The organism is Bartonella sp. AA23NXGY, assembly GCF_042197165.1.
Taxonomy (GTDB): Bacteria; Pseudomonadota; Alphaproteobacteria; order Rhizobiales; family Rhizobiaceae; genus Bartonella.
Map to the genome: position 1 here is coordinate 46,434 of NZ_JBHIRO010000002.1, position 15,461 is coordinate 61,894.

The following is a 15,461-nucleotide window of genomic DNA, read 5'->3' on the forward strand; positions in this document are numbered from 1 at the left end:
TTTATCCTAATAAAAACTTTAATGACTCTACGTATTCATTGAATCAAAAAATTCACTATTATTTTTTGTTTGCTTTAATTTATCAATCAAAAATTCAATTGCATCTGTTACATTCATAGATGCTAAAATACGACGAAGAACAAAAATTTTGTGTAAATCTTGTCGTTCTACCAGAAGTTCTTCCTTACGCGTTCCTGACTTTAAAATATCCATAGCAGGGAAAATACGTTTATCAGCAACTTTTCGATCAAGAACAATTTCCGAATTACCTGTTCCTTTAAATTCTTCAAAAATAACCTCATCCATACGACTTCCTGTATCAATCAAAGCCGTTGCAATAATGGTTAAAGATCCGCCTTCTTCAATATTACGTGCTGCACCAAAAAAACGCTTTGGACGCTGGAGGGCATTTGCATCCACACCACCTGTTAAAACTTTACCTGAAGAAGGAACAACTGTATTATATGCACGCCCAAGACGTGTAATAGAATCGAGAAGAATAACAACATCACGCCCATATTCAACAAGACGTTTGGCTTTTTCAATAACCATTTCTGCCACTTGTACGTGACGTATTGCAGGTTCATCAAAAGTAGAAGAAACCACTTCTCCTTTTACTGAACGCTGCATATCAGTAACTTCTTCTGGTCGTTCATCAATTAAAAGAACAATGAGATAACATTCAGGATGATTAGTGGTAATAGAATGAGCAATATTTTGAAGTAAAACTGTTTTTCCCGTCCGAGGAGGAGCTACAATTAACCCTCTTTGTCCTTTTCCCAATGGAGATATCAAATCAATCACGCGTGATGACATATCTTTCTCTGTAGGATCTTGTATTTCCATTTGGAAACGTTCATTTGAATAAAGAGGAGTAAGATTATCAAAGTGGATTTTATAACGAATCTTTTCAGGTTTTTCGAAATTAATTGTATTAATTTTAAGGAGAGCAAAATAACGTTCTCCCTCTTTTGGACTGCGTATGGGACCTTCAATTGTATCGCCTGTTTTTAAAGAAAACGACTGTATTTGTGCAGGTGAAAGATAAATATCATCAGGACCAGGAAGATAATTAGCATCAGCAGATCTCAAAAATCCAAATCCGTCTTGTAAAACTTCAACAACACCTTCTCCTATAATTTCAACGTCTTGTAGAGCAAGTTTTTTCAAGATAGCAAACATTAATTCTTGTTTGCGCATAAGGGAGGCATTTTCAACTTCTAATGTTTCAGCAAAAGAAACAAGCTCAACGGGATTTTTGCTTTTAAGTTCTTGTAGTTTCATTTTTTGCATGAAATATGCTCTTTGTAATTAAGGAGAAGATTGTTCTAAATAATTTATGGAAATTTATGAGTGAAATATTATTAAGAAAAAATATCCTACACTCAATTTTTTTAATCTGCAAGTACCATTTATATGAAATTTGTTCCTGTAATATTAAGTAATTATATGAAAAACTTGAAAAAATATAAAATCCAAATAGTATTTAATTATTTTAATAACAAAAATGTGAGTTAGGATTATAGCATTAATAAAATGCTATTCAAAAGTATTTTTTACAGAAATTTATATTAATAAATTTATATTAAAGAAAGGATTATTCTTATTTATAACTGTGTTTAGTGTGGATTATTATTTATCCTCAATTTTATCCACAAAAGGAACTGAAAAAAGAATAAAAATATCACTATCTTAAAGATATTATCCCCTCTTTTTTTATAAGAGGGATTAAATTATCACAAGCATTTAATTTGTGCATAAAAAAGGAGAATTTTTCATAAATTTTAGTTTTATAAAAAACGGTGAGGATATATACACATGTCTTAACAAGGAGTTAAAATTTTTGTGACAAAAGAAAAAAAATTCTTTCATTTACACATGCTTTCTGATGCAACAGGAGAAACATTAATTTCTGTTGGAAGAGCTGTAGCATCGCAATATGCAATGATTCAGGCAACAGAGCATATCTATCCTATGATTCGTAATAGAATACAGTTACAGAAAGCTCTTGATGAAATACAACAAGAGCCAGGTATTGTTCTTTACACAATGATTGATGAAGAACTTAAACTACTCCTTCAAAAAAAATGCAAAAAAATAGAAGTTCCCTGTATTGATATATTGCATCCTGTTTTAAATGCTTTTCAGTCTTACCTTGGAATGCCAACACATTTACGTGCGAGCGCACAACATGATCTTAATGCAGATTATTTTCGCCGTATTGAGGCACTGGATTTTACAATAGAGCATGATGATGGACAGTCTTCCAGTAGCTTATCCGAAGCAGATGTGATCCTTGTGGGAATTTCAAGAACCTCTAAAACACCAACAAGCATCTATTTAGCAAATCGCGGAATCAAAACGGCTAATGTTCCTCTTATTCCAGGAATTGATTTGCCAGAATCTCTTTTAGAGGTAAAAAATTCTTTAATTATTGGTTTAATTGCTTCAGCTGAAAGAATCTCACATATTCGTCAAAATAGAGATTTAGGAGAAGGTTTTGCTCTTGATAATTATACTAATCGTATCAACATAGCTGAAGAATTAATCCATGCAAAACGCATTTGCGAACGTTTTGGTTGGCCTATTATTGATGTCACAAGACGTTCTATTGAAGAAACTGCTGCTGCAATATTTGAACTGTTATCACGATTTCGTGAAGGAAATGAGAGAAAATTCTCATGAACGCAGATACTTTAATATTAGCATCTCTTAGTTTTTATCGTGCAAAATTATTAAAAAAAGCAGGCTTAAATTTTTCCATTGAAGGAGCTTCTTTTGATGAAAGAGAAGTAGAAAAAAAAGCAAAAGAAAAAACACCTAAAGAACTCAGCTGTTTTCTTGCGAGCGCAAAAGCAAAAAATGTTTCAGATCGTTTTCCTGATGCTTTCGTTATTGGTTGTGATCAAGTTCTTGATTTTGAAGGTCAAGTTTTTCACAAAGCAACAAATATTAAAGAAGCACATCAACGTTTATGTGAATTATCAGGAAAAACCCATTCTCTTCATAGTGCGGTAGCTTTATTTAAAAATGGTCAAAAAATTTGGGTTGAAGCTTTTAGTGCACATATGTCTGTTCGTTTACTCTCATCAGAATTTATTGAACGTTATTTAGCACGCGTAGGAAAAGATGTTTTAAACAGCGTGGGAGTATATCAAATTGAAGGAGAAGGAATTCATCTCTTTGAAAAAATTGAAGGAGATTTTTTTACCATTGTTGGTTTACCTTTGCTGCCTCTACTCATAAAACTGCGCCACTTAGGAATTATTGATGGTTGACTTAACAATAAAAAAAACAAATTATCCGCGTGCTTTTGTTGTTGGTTCTCCAATTCATCATTCAAAATCGCCAAGAATTCACAATTTTTGGCTTAAACAATATGGTTTACAAGGAGAATATCTTGCACAAGAAGTAACATCTGAAGAGTTCAGTCATTTTATTGCGTCTTTACAAAAAATAGGCTTTTGTGGAGGAAATGTTACTTTGCCTTATAAACAGGAAGCTTTTCGTTTAGCAGATTATAAAGATGAGAGAGCAACAATGATTGGTGCTGTTAATACACTTTGGTATGAAGGAGATAAGCTTTGTGCCACGAATAGTGATGCCTATGGTTTTAGCGCTAATCTTGATGATTTTGCATCTGATTGGGGAGGGGAAACAGCTCTTGTTTTTGGAGCAGGTGGTGCCGCACGCGCTATCATATATGCCTTAAAAAGACGCGGATTTGAACAGATTTATTTAATTAACCGTACAAAACAACGTGCTGATAATTTAGCTCAGCATTTTGGAAAAATCATTAAAGTTTACGATTGGCATAAAATCCATGAAATACTTCATCAAGCTGATTTGATTGTTAATACAACCTCTATTGGCATAAAAAGTCCAGAAGAAAAAAGTGATTCTTTTTTTTGCGATTTTCATAAAGCAAAAAAAACGGCATTAGTAACAGATATTATTTATACACCATTGATAACTCCTTTTTTACAACAGGCAAAGGCTTGTGATCTCAAGACGGTTGATGGACTTGGGATGCTTCTACATCAGGCTGTTATAGGGTTTGAACAGTGGTTCGGAATAAGACCACAGGTAACAAAAGCGTTACGGACAGCTATTTTAGAGGATATGAGTGAAAAAAGAGAATGAAGATCATAGGATTAACGGGATCAATTGCTATGGGAAAATCAACAGTTGCTGATTTTTTCAAGCAAGCGGGTATTTCTGTTTTTAGTGCTGATGAAGCAGTACAACAGCTTTATAAAAGTGAGCCAGCTTTGTCATTCATAGAGCGTATTTTTCCTGGTGTGGTTGAAAACGGAGAAGTTAACCGTTTGAAACTTTCTGAAATTTTGATTGATGATAAAGAAAAATTACAAACATTAGAAAAAATAATTCATCCTTTGGTGCAAGAAAAAGAAAGGGAATTTATTGATATAGCGCGTGAACAAGGGAAAAAATTAGTTATTCTTGATATTCCACTTCTGTTTGAAAAAAATGGTGAAAGTCGTGTGGATAGCGTTATTGTTGTTTCTGCTCCACCAGAAATACAAAAAGAACGTGTAATGATTCGCCAAGGTATGAATGAGAAAAAATTTGCCTTTATCAACGCTCAACAAATGCCAGATGAAAAAAAACGAGAACGCGCTGATTTTATTATTGATACAGGGAAAGATTTAGAGAATACACGTCAACAGGTTTTTGATGTGATAAAAAAATTGCTAAAGAATTAAAATTATGCGTGAAATTATTTTTGATACAGAAACAACAGGTTTAGATAAAGAGAAAGATCGCATAATCGAAATTGGTTGTGTAGAAATGGTTGATCGTTATCTCACAGGACGCCAATTTCATGTTTATTTAAACCCTGAAGGCGTTATTATTCCTGATGAAGTTGTAGCAATTCACGGATTAACCAATGAACGCTTGAAAAACGAGAAAAGTTTTAGTGATATTGTTGATGAATTTTTGGAATTTATCAAAGACGCGACAATGATTGCGCATAATGCGAGTTTTGATATTGGTTTTATTAATGCAGAATTAAAACGCGTCAACAAACCGCTTATCAGTGTTGATAATATTCTTGATACATTGGCTATGGCGCGGCGTAAATTTCCTATGGGTCCTAATTCTCTTGATATTTTATGCAAACGTTTTGGAATTGATAACAGCCATCGTGTTCTTCATGGTGCTTTGCTTGATGCAGAGATTCTAGCCGATGTTTATATTGAGCTCATCGGTGGAAAGCAAGGTGTATTGGGTTTTGATAACAGAAGGGGTATTGATGAACATATCCAGAACGATAAAGATACATCTTATGCCGTTAAAATTCGCCCGCAGGCTTTACCTTCAAGATTGAGTATGCAAGAAAAAAAGTTACACGCTGATTTTATCTACAAAATGGGTGAAAAAGCTCTGTGGAATAACTTCAAAATTCATGAATAACATCATCTTTTATCTAAAAGAGTCACGATTGAAATTAAAGAATATCGATGTCAAAAAAAACGGTCGTTGTGGGGAGGGGAACACCACAACGACCCTGTCGCTACATCGTACCTCAGCTATCATAGGAGGAGCAAAATGAAAGCTATTAATCCTGTAACAGCAAAGAAAAGCTCTAGGTACTTAATATAAAGTGCAACGACTTCACGTCTTATGAAGAGAAAAAATGGCTTTTTAGAGGCAAAGTGAAAAAATATATAAGGGTAATTTGTTTTTTTAGCTGAAATGGAGAAAAAATTGTCATGAAAGCAACAGATCATCTTTTTTTGGTTGACGGATCAGGCTATATTTTTCGTGCTTATTATGCTTTGCCGCCTTTAAAACGTAAAAAGGATGGACTTCCTGTAGGAGCAGTAGCTGGTTTTTGCAATATGTTATGGAAATTACTTTGTGATGCTCGTAATACAGCTACGGGTGTTGTTCCAACACATTTTGCTGTTATTTTTGATTATTCATCTGATACTTTTCGGAAACAAATTTATCCTGAATATAAAGCGAATCGCGTTGAACCTCCTGAAGATCTAATTCCTCAATTCGCGCTAATACGCCAAGCAACGAAGGCTTTTAATTTGCCTTGTATTGAAAAGGAAGGCTTTGAAGCGGATGATTTAATTGCTACCTATGCAAAGTTGGCAACAAAGGTTGGGGCAAAAACAACCATTATTTCTTCTGATAAGGATCTTATGCAACTCGTAAATACGCATGTATCTTTGTATGATGGAATGAAAGATAAGCATATAGGTATCTCAGAAGTTATAGAAAAATGGGGTGTTGCGCCTGAAAAAATGATTGATTTACAAGCATTAATTGGAGATTCAACGGATAATGTACCGGGTATTCCAAGCATTGGTCCAAAAACTGCAGCTCAGTTGTTAAATGAATTTGGTTCTCTTGATCTTTTATTGCAAAACGTAACAGAAATTAAACAAACAAAACGACGTGAAAACATTCAAGCTTATAGAGAACAAGTTAAAATATCTCGTGAACTTGTCAGGCTTAAAACAGATGTTCCTATAGATAATGATTTAGATGATTTTATTTTGGAGCCACAAGATGGTCCACGTTTAATTGCTTTTTTGAAAGCGATGGAGTTTTCAACATTAACGCGTCGCGTGGCAGAGGCAACAACATGCGATGCAGCTGTTATTGACGCACTTGATATAGATGTTGAATGGGAAAAACTAAGCCCTAGGAATGATTCTGATATCAGGCATGATTCTGATATCAAGAATACTGAGCGCGCATCCCTTCATAATTTTTCTGAAAATTCTCCACAAGTTTTTGCACAAGAACGTAAAGATCAAGCGCTGACTCAAAAAATTACAAGAGATGCTTATACAACAATTCTTGATGAGGAAATTTTAAAAGACTGGTTATCACAAGCACAAGAGCAGGGTTTTTTCGCTTTTGATACTAAAACAACATCTCTTGATCCGATGCAAGCAAAGCTTGTTGGTTTTTCACTCGCATTACAGCCGGAAAAAGCAGCTTATATACCTCTTGAACATTTTGATGAAGGAGAAGAGGACCTTTTGAGGGGCGGGCGCATTGCTTCACAGATTGGGGCTCGAAAAGCTTTAGCACTTTTAAAACCGATATTAGAAGATTCAGCGGTGTTAAAAATTGGTCATAATATAAAATATGATTGGTTGGTGATGAAGCAATACGACATTATGATAAGCTCTTTTGACGACACCATGCTTTTATCATATGCTTTTGATGCTGGAATGTTAACCCATAATATGGATGATTTGTCTGAACGTTGGCTTGAGCATAAACCAATTGCCTATAAAGATTTAACGCATAACGGGAAAAAAATTACTTCTTTTGCACAAGTAGATTTAAAACAAGCAACCCTTTATGCGGCGGAAGATGCTGATATAAAGCTACGTCTTTGGCAAGTATTGAAACCGCAACTTGTTGCTCGTGGAATGACAAAAATTTATGAGCGTCTTGATAGACCTCTTGTAGAAGTTCTTGCAAGAATGGAAGAACGGGGGATTCTTATTGATCGGCAGATTTTATTGCGTCTTTCAGGAGAGTTAGCACAAGCTTCTTTGATTCTAGAAGAGGAAATTTACAAACAAGCTGATGAAAAGTTTAATCTTGCTTCGCCAAAGCAATTAGGGGATATCCTTTTTGGCAAAATGGGATTGCCTGGAGGCGCTAAAACAAAGGGTGGACAATGGTCAACTTCTGCACAGACCTTAGAAGAGTTGGCTGCTGAAGGTCATATTTTACCGCGTAAAATTATTGAGTGGCGTCAACTTTCAAAGCTAAAATCTACCTATACAGATGCCTTGCCTTCTTATATTTTTTCAAAAACAGGGCGAGTTCACACGAATTATTCTTTGGCAATAACATCAACTGGTCGGTTATCATCATCAGAGCCAAATTTGCAAAATATTCCAGTGCGAACTGCTGAAGGACGTAAAATTCGAACAGCTTTTATTGCTCCCAAAGGACATGTGTTACTTTCTGCTGATTATAGTCAGATTGAGTTGCGCATTCTTGCACATATTGCGGATATAAAAGCATTAAAAGAAGCTTTTGCTAAAGGGCATGATATTCACGCTATAACGGCATCACAAATGTTTGGTGTTGCGATAGAAGGAATGCATTCAGATATACGACGGCGTGCAAAAGCGATTAATTTTGGTATTATTTATGGTATTTCAGCTTTTGGATTAGCCAATCAATTGGGAATTTCACGCCAAGAAGCGGGTCGTTATATTCAACTGTATTTTGAAAGATTTCCAGGAATTAAAGATTATATGGAGAAGACCAAAATCTTTGCACGTGAAAATGGTTATGTAGAAACAATTTTTGGACGTCGTATCCATTATCCAGAAATAAAAGCAAAGAATGTAAAAATTCGTTCTCTTAATGAGCGGGCAGCTATCAATGCTCCAATTCAAGGTTCTGCGGCCGATATTATTCGCCGCGCTATGATACATATGGAAGATGCTTTAAAAGCAGAAAAACTATCAGCAAAAATGTTGCTGCAAGTTCATGATGAACTGATTTTTGAAGTACCAGAAGAAGAAAGTAAAAAAACCATGACTGTTGTTAAAAATGTTATGGAAAATGCTACAATACCGGTTCTATCTTTATCTGTACCGCTTGAAGTAAAAGTTATGACGGCTCAAAATTGGGATGAGGCACATTAATTTTTTTATTTATTTTTAAGAATATTGATTGCGTTGGAAAGATTAAGATAGGCTTTGATAGGCAAATGATCTGAAGCAATGCGTGCAAGTGGTGAATAATGATTTTCAATACTTGTTACCAATTGGTGGGGAAAAGAAAAAACTCTATCAAGGGCTAACAAAGGAAAACGAGAGGGAAAGCTTGGTACAACTTCAAAAGTGCTATCAAAATAGGGAGAAAAATGATTTAAAGATGAGCCTTTTCCCATTCGCCATTCATTAAAATCTCCTATGAGGAGTGTAGGCATAAGGGGGCGTTTTTGGAAAATTTCAAGGAGCATTTTTGTTTGTTGTTTACGAGAGTAACGTAATAATCCAAAATGAGCCGCAATAATACGAATAGGTCCTGCTGCCATTTCCAACTCTACAATTACAGCCCCACGTGGTTCAATACTAGGAAGAGTGACTTGTAAAGTATCACGTACATATCCCTTTCGCAAAAAAAGAGCATTCCCATGCCAACCATGGCCATGAGGTGACATAGTATTAAGAGGTACAGGAATCAAACCGGTTTCAGCTTTTAATAGCTGAAGATTAATCAAACCGATGCGTTCCCCAAAACGTTTATCTGCTTCTTGAAGAGCAAGGATATCAACTTGTAATTCAGTAATAACACGGACAATTCTTGTAGGATTAAAAACTTTATCAACACCTACACATTTATGCACATTATAGGAAGCAACGGTCAGATCATAATTACTATTTTGATTGACAATGTTTGATTGATGATGAGAGCGGCTATGAATTGTATTTAAAAAGGAGCTATGGAGTTTTTGTTGGATAAAACCGGTAAACCAAGGGAATTTTTGCTTATAAGGTATTTTTGTCATTTTACGAAAAGAATAGTCCCTAAGAGGCCAAGGGTAAAGACTTACACTAAAAACAAAAGAACCTTGTCTCTTTTAGAAACAAGGTTCTTAATTAAGTTATGATTTTTGCAATCAATCACGGTTTGAGCCAAGAAACTGTAGCAAGAAGACAAACATATTGATGAAATCAAGATAAAGATTCAACGCGCCCATAATAACTTTACGTCCTCTGGTATCGCTTTCATCTCCTTCATAATACATCAACTTAATGCTCTGGGTATCGTAGGCTGTTAAACCAGCAAAGATAAAAACACCAATCACAGAGATAGCAAACTGCAAAGCGCTTGATCCAAGAAAAATGTTCACAATCATGGAAAGAAACAAGCCGATCAATCCGATGAATAAGAAGGAACCGATTGCTGTGAGATCACGCTTTGTTGTGTATCCATAAAGTGAAAGAGCTCCAAAAGTTGCGGCGGAAATGACAAAGGTTTGCACAACACTTTCTGTCGTATAGCGCAAAACGATTGAAGACAGTGAAAGACCAACCAGAGCAGCATAACCAAAAAAGAGACTACGAGCAGCATTTGTGCTCAATGTATTAATTTTAAAACTGAGAAATAAGACTGCTATGAGTGGTGCAAACATAACAATATAAGAAAATGGCGATGTATAAAATGTTACTCCAAATGGTGTTAGATAAACACTGCTATTGATTTGAGCTGCTGCTTGGCTCATATCTGTTGTCGTTGCTAATGATACAATTGCATAAGCGGCAGCAGCTGTAATAAGCAAACCAATGGCCATTGCATTGTAGACACCCAACATATAGTCGCGTAATCCCTGATCAATTGATGCATCGGCATGAGAAGCAGGTGCCGAACGTAAATCTTTAAAATTAGCCATAATATAAAATCCTTTAGCATATGTTCTGTCAGGTATAGGGCTTTAAAGGTGTCTCTGTCATTACACAGATAAGCTTGGTATAAGCCTTAATTGGGCAAATACAAAAACCCTTAAGAATCACTGACAGAATTCCAGCATATATGCTCTTATTATGGAGATTTATTTAAAAATTACAAGAGATTTATATGAAGAAGGAACCTTACAAATTGGTAAGGAAATAGTTCATTTTAATAAAAAATATTTCCATTTTTTGCCATATTTTTGCAAGATAAAAAGACTATACTTAAAAACTTTTCTATTTTCACAGAAACTATGTAATACAATCCCTTATAAAATATTTACTATTTTTGCGTTTATGAGAAGAGCGGCAAGTATCATCACACTATTTCAACCTCCAATATTGCATCTGTTTTGCACGGTTATAAGAGCTATTGAATTGGATTTTTTATAATATATTGATGTATAATGATAAATTGTCTTTTTGAATGCTAAATGATACTCCGAATATCGCAAGATTCTCTGGTTGAAAATCTGTTCATATTAAATCAATCAAGATTATTGACTTGCTTGTGTCTTGCAAGAGATATGGTTTTAATGGATTCAACATGAACAGATTCCAAATAAAAGAGATTTAGAATAGTAAGGGCTTTTATTCAATATGAAAAACGGTAATTTATATTTATAATCAATATGTTGCTTTAACAAGACACCATTGAAAATAGTTGAAAAAATGTTTTTTATTAAACAATATATAAAATAAAAAAGGAGAGTTTTTAAACGAAGCACTTAAGAAAGGCTCTGTAAAATCGATATCTGTAAAAACTAAAAAACATACGAAAAGCAATTGTTCTAATCAAATAAACAGAACTTCGAATGCTGTGAAATGTCTCCTCAAAAATTGTGATGTAGGACACATGGATAAAAAATATTGATTCTATTTGAGTTCATTTCTTTTGCACTAACTAAGTGTAGAAATGTAAAGTTGAAAAGAAAGTAAGATCTTATAGTCCCATGAAGAGAAACACGTGAAATGACGAGCAACAAGAATTGATTAAGAGAAATCAATGCGTAATCAGACTTGTGATGGTCAATAATCTCTGTTTTCTAAGGCACTGAACATATCAGTGAGAAGATGTACTATTGGAATGACGCCTTGCTTTCATCCAAGTACGCAATTCTTCAATAAGGATGGCAATAACACCGAGAGTGATAAAACTATCTGCAAGGTTGAAAATAGCAAAATAAAAAATATCATCAATATGAAAAAGTATATAATCAGTGACATGATGAAAGCGAATACGATCAATGAGATTGCCGATGGCTCCCCCAATAATAAGAATAAGGCCAAAGCGCATTAAAGACTTATTATATTCAGTATTTTTCCATAACCATAGAAGAAAGATAATCACAATGATCGTGATGGCGATGATTCCCCACTGAGAAAAGGAAGAAAAAAACGAAAATGCAATGCCAGAATTGCGCACATGATAAAGGGAAAGAAAAGGAATAAGCGAAATTTCTGTTCCTAAAGGCATATTGTGCATAACCCAGTATTTGACAGCTTGATCAAGTACTACTGTAAAAGCCAAGCCCAAGAGAAGAAAAGGGAGTGATTTACGAATCATGTTTTTCCTCACATGGTTCAAGTATTAAATAGGGGCGACGGATTTCATAAAGCATAACAGCTGTTGCTACAGCTAGATTAAGCGAGTCTGCTCGTCCGCTTTGTGGAATACGCGTAAGTTTATCACACCGATTCGTAAGAAGATCTGATAATCCCTGTTTTTCATTCCCCATTAAAAGGATAATAGGGCCATTTTTGAAGTCAAGTGTGCGATAATCCAGAGAACCTTTGAGGTGTGTTCCAACAATCATACCTTTAAAGTGAGAAGACCAGTTTAAAAAGCCGTTTTCATCAAAACGATAAAGTGGTACAGAGAAAATAGATCCCATGGTTGCGCGGACTGTTTCAGGCGAGAAAGGGTCTGTTGTCTCGCCAATTAAAATAACACCTTTAGCACCTACAGCATCAGCGGTTCGAATAATGGTACCAAGGTTTCCAGGATCACGTACACGATCAAGCGCGATGTAAACATCTTTAATCTGCCCTTTTATCATTTCAAAAGAGTGCCATTTTTGCTTGAAAATACCAATAACTGTTTGTGGATTATCGCGTCGGGTAAGTGATTCCATAACCTTTTGTGAGGCTTTAATAACAAAACCACCGTTGGCTACAGCACGTGCGGCAGTATTTTCGATAGTAGCATTACCGATTTCACTTTTAGAAAAAATAAGCGTCTGTATTGTCCAGCCAAGATTGAGAGCATCAATGACCAATTTCAATCCTTCTGCCATGAAAAGACCTTCTCTATTACGGTTTTTCTTTTGGCTAAGTGCTTTAAGATTTTTTATGATGGGGTTGCTAAGAGAGGTAATTTCTTTCACTCTACCAGTTTTGGGTCTACACATATTCAAGCAATCCAACGGCTAAAAAGAGAAGTAGAAAGAGCACGTCCTGCAACTTCTTCACGCAAAATGAGTTCTCCTGATTCGACCGTACCACCAAGATTTACAAATGCATCACGCATTAAAGCATGAAGTGCAAAGAAGGAAGCACGAATAGAATAAGCTGTAAGGACAACAGAGAGCGGTTTATCAGAGAGAAGTTTACGACAATTTGTGATCATGGCGGGTAAATGATCAAACAGTTGCCAAATTTCACCATGGGGTCCACGCCCATAAGCAGGGGGATCAAGAAGAATCATATCATAGCTTTTTTTACGACGCAGTTCACGCTCGACAAATTTCATAGCATCATCGCAAATCCAGCGAATAGAATGATCTGGTAATCCTGCTCTTTCTTGATTAGCTTTTGCCCACGCAATGGCTTTTTTAGAAGCATCAACATGGGTAACATTCGCACCCGCTCGTGCTCCAATCAAAGAGGCAATACCTGTATAGCCAAAAAGATTCAACAATTTTATAGGGCGTTCGGCTTTAACAATTTGTTCTTCCATAGAGCGCCAATGGGCATCTTGTTCAGGAAAAACCCCCACATGACGAAAGGAAGTAAAACGGCCTAGAAAAGACAATCCATTCCAAGCAAGAACCCATGTTTCATCAAGTGGCTTTTTAGGAAAATGCCAACGCCCAACCCCTTCTTCATCAAGGTTTCCTGTGAAAATAGCATCAACATCAGCCCATTGTTTTTGTGGTAAAGCGGGTTTCCATAGTGCTTGACCTTCTGGTCGAATAATGCGGTAAGCTCCATAACGTTCTAATTTTTGTCCATGACCAGAATCAATGAGAGCATAGTTTTCGCTTATACCCGTTTCTAAAATAAGGGGCAGCTTTTCCTGCGGATATCTATTGTTATGGGAGAATTGAAAGCATTGTGCAGGCATGTTTTGTATCACGGTATATGAGGTATAAAAATATATTATAAAGCTCTTAAATGTTTCGTAAAAGTGCAAAAAAGCTAAAGTCAATTAAAACAATGTATAAAAAAAAAGAAAAAGAGCACTTTTAACTCTGTACTGAATATAGAATACAGAGAGAAAAGATTTCATTTAAATACCATTACACCAAATTTGTGATAGATGTTTTCAATTTTTCAATCTCGGCTTTACTTTTTTTGAGAGCTTTTTTGTATTTGTGATAGGAAAACCAACTGATCAGATTTCCTAATAAAATACCAAAACCAAAGAAGATAAAGAGCCATATAAAGAGGGGAGCATGATAAGTAAAACTTTCAGGATTTGCTCGAAAAGGATCAAGGGTTAACGGAACCATTTGACGATTAGCCACGATAAAAACAATCAAAACCGCTGCGAGAATCACACCGATACTTGTTAGAAGAATACGTTTAATTATCATAAGTTTCTCACTGATTAAGACGGTCGCGTAAATCCTTGCCAGTTTTAAAAAAAGGAATCCACTTTTCTTCAACAGAAACGGCTTCACCTGTTCGTGGATTACGTCCATTACGGGCTGAACGGCTTTTTACAGAAAAAGCTCCAAATCCACGAAGTTCAACGCGATTGCCATTTGCAAGTGCTGTTGCAATTTCCTCAAAAATAGCGTTTACAATATTCTCCACATCCCGTTGAAAAAGATGCGGGTTATGACGAGCGATAATTTGCACAAGCTCTGATTTTACCACAATAGCCTCACTTTCACACAAAAAAATTTTGTAATTGTGCACTCCATGCATATTACAATATATAAACGGATAAAAGCAAAATAAAATCAAGAAAAAACAAATTGCAAGAAACAAAATTTGAAAATACCTTCTATAAAGGGTATACAGATTAAAAATGCGGAGGATTTAAGAGATCAGGAGAGTATGTCCGTACACAATCATTATAAAGCCTTTTCAACGCAATCATCTTTTGGAGATGTTTTAAAAAAAGCATCCCGTCATTCGCGTCGCATTAGCATATTAAAAATTTTTTTACCTATCTTAGCGTTGATTTCAGCGCTGGTTTTTTGCTGGTTTACGTTTTTCTTGGTTCCCGTTACTTCTGATTCTATGCCTTTGAATAATGGAGAAAGTGGCGTGATGAATTTGACGATGCTCAATCCAAAATTAGAAGGGTATACGCGTGCTCATGAACCTTATTGGCTTAAAGCAGAAAAGGCATTTCAAGATCATACCCACGCTGGAATGATTGGGTTGCAAAACATTACAGCTAGAGCATTTATGGGCCAACAAAGACAGATTTTTCTCGCAGCACAAGGGGGGGTTTACGATAACATTAATGGTTTTTTACAGTTGGACAAGCCATTCACCATTATGACGAATGATGGGATGATGGTACAATTTATGTCAGCTAGTATTAACTTATCCGAGGGACAGTTAAAAACAGATCAACGTGTTAATATTCAGCAAGCCGGTTTTCATCTTGCCGCAAACGCCTTACAAATTCGAGAAAAAGGAAAAAACATGTATTTCCATGGTGGTGTGCATTTAGTGCTTCAAAAGCAATAACGCAATATCAATACAAATCTTTAAAGGATATTTATAAAGAGAAGTATGTGT

General features: G+C 35.5%; 15 protein-coding genes. 7 read left to right on the forward strand and 8 right to left on the reverse strand.

Features of this window, described 5'->3' with window-relative positions; genetic code table 11:
- Nucleotides 1-27: 27 nt before the first annotated feature.
- On the reverse strand, nucleotides 28-1,293 hold the full coding sequence (gene rho / locus ACFINY_RS01385) for a transcription termination factor Rho (RefSeq protein WP_015857121.1): 1,266 nt from the start codon (nucleotides 1,291-1,293) through the stop codon (nucleotides 28-30).
- 552 nt (nucleotides 1,294-1,845) lie between these two features.
- Here rho and ACFINY_RS01390 point away from each other — a divergent pair.
- The 6 genes from ACFINY_RS01390 to polA all read left to right on the forward strand — a co-directional run bounded on the left by ACFINY_RS01390 (nucleotide 1,846) and on the right by polA (nucleotide 8,666).
- A complete protein-coding gene (locus tag ACFINY_RS01390) occupies nucleotides 1,846-2,685 on the forward strand; it encodes a pyruvate, water dikinase regulatory protein (RefSeq protein ID WP_375612767.1) in 840 nt (279 codons plus the stop codon).
- Entirely contained in the window at nucleotides 2,682-3,278 is a 597-nt protein-coding gene (locus tag ACFINY_RS01395; protein WP_375611343.1) for a Maf family nucleotide pyrophosphatase, read from the forward strand. Before ACFINY_RS01390 ends, ACFINY_RS01395 begins: the two co-directional genes overlap by 4 nt.
- Nucleotides 3,271-4,143 (forward strand): shikimate dehydrogenase, encoded by an 873-nt coding sequence (locus ACFINY_RS01400; protein ID WP_375648947.1) that lies wholly within the window; start codon nucleotides 3,271-3,273, stop codon nucleotides 4,141-4,143. Before ACFINY_RS01395 ends, ACFINY_RS01400 begins: the two co-directional genes overlap by 8 nt.
- Nucleotides 4,140-4,727: a dephospho-CoA kinase gene (gene coaE, locus ACFINY_RS01405; protein WP_375612770.1), complete on the forward strand. Its 588-nt coding sequence runs from the start codon at nucleotides 4,140-4,142 to the stop codon at nucleotides 4,725-4,727. The genes ACFINY_RS01400 and coaE overlap by 4 nt, the downstream gene beginning before the upstream one ends.
- A 4-nt stretch (nucleotides 4,728-4,731) precedes the next feature.
- Nucleotides 4,732-5,439, forward strand: a complete 708-nt coding sequence (gene dnaQ, locus ACFINY_RS01410) for a DNA polymerase III subunit epsilon (RefSeq protein ID WP_375629128.1) — start codon at nucleotides 4,732-4,734, stop codon at nucleotides 5,437-5,439.
- Between the two features lie 299 nt (nucleotides 5,440-5,738).
- Nucleotides 5,739-8,666: a DNA polymerase I gene (gene polA, locus ACFINY_RS01415; protein WP_375700765.1), complete on the forward strand. Its 2,928-nt coding sequence runs from the start codon at nucleotides 5,739-5,741 to the stop codon at nucleotides 8,664-8,666.
- Between the two features lie 5 nt (nucleotides 8,667-8,671).
- Here the strand turns inward: polA and ACFINY_RS01420 are convergent, their stop codons facing one another.
- From ACFINY_RS01420 to ihfB, 7 genes are all read right to left on the reverse strand, one after another.
- Nucleotides 8,672-9,535, reverse strand: a complete 864-nt coding sequence (locus tag ACFINY_RS01420) for an endonuclease/exonuclease/phosphatase family protein (RefSeq protein ID WP_375612773.1) — start codon at nucleotides 9,533-9,535, stop codon at nucleotides 8,672-8,674.
- Nucleotides 9,536-9,646: 111 nt separating this feature from the next.
- Complete coding sequence (locus tag ACFINY_RS01425; protein WP_375700766.1) at nucleotides 9,647-10,420, reverse strand: Bax inhibitor-1/YccA family protein; 774 nt, start codon at nucleotides 10,418-10,420, stop codon at nucleotides 9,647-9,649.
- Nucleotides 10,421-11,541: 1,121 nt separating this feature from the next.
- Nucleotides 11,542-12,045 carry a signal peptidase II gene (gene lspA, locus ACFINY_RS01430; protein WP_375611348.1) on the reverse strand — a complete coding sequence of 168 codons (504 nt, stop codon included), beginning with the start codon at nucleotides 12,043-12,045 and terminating at the stop codon, nucleotides 11,542-11,544.
- Complete coding sequence (locus ACFINY_RS01435; RefSeq protein WP_375611349.1) at nucleotides 12,035-12,889, reverse strand: TrmH family RNA methyltransferase; 855 nt, start codon at nucleotides 12,887-12,889, stop codon at nucleotides 12,035-12,037. Before ACFINY_RS01435 ends, lspA begins: the two co-directional genes overlap by 11 nt.
- A gap of 2 nt (nucleotides 12,890-12,891) precedes the next feature.
- Nucleotides 12,892-13,824 (reverse strand): class I SAM-dependent methyltransferase, encoded by a 933-nt coding sequence (locus ACFINY_RS01440; protein WP_375611350.1) that lies wholly within the window; start codon nucleotides 13,822-13,824, stop codon nucleotides 12,892-12,894.
- Nucleotides 13,825-13,999: 175 nt separating this feature from the next.
- Nucleotides 14,000-14,296 carry a lipopolysaccharide assembly protein LapA domain-containing protein gene (locus ACFINY_RS01445; protein ID WP_273790185.1) on the reverse strand — a complete coding sequence of 99 codons (297 nt, stop codon included), beginning with the start codon at nucleotides 14,294-14,296 and terminating at the stop codon, nucleotides 14,000-14,002.
- 7 nt (nucleotides 14,297-14,303) lie between these two features.
- Complete coding sequence (gene ihfB, locus ACFINY_RS01450; RefSeq protein ID WP_273790186.1) at nucleotides 14,304-14,582, reverse strand: integration host factor subunit beta; 279 nt, start codon at nucleotides 14,580-14,582, stop codon at nucleotides 14,304-14,306.
- Between the two features lie 183 nt (nucleotides 14,583-14,765).
- On the opposite strand from ihfB, the gene lptC reads away from it, so the two are divergent.
- Nucleotides 14,766-15,410 (forward strand): LPS export ABC transporter periplasmic protein LptC, encoded by a 645-nt coding sequence (gene lptC, locus ACFINY_RS01455; protein ID WP_375648967.1) that lies wholly within the window; start codon nucleotides 14,766-14,768, stop codon nucleotides 15,408-15,410.
- Nucleotides 15,411-15,461: the final 51 nt, after the last annotated feature.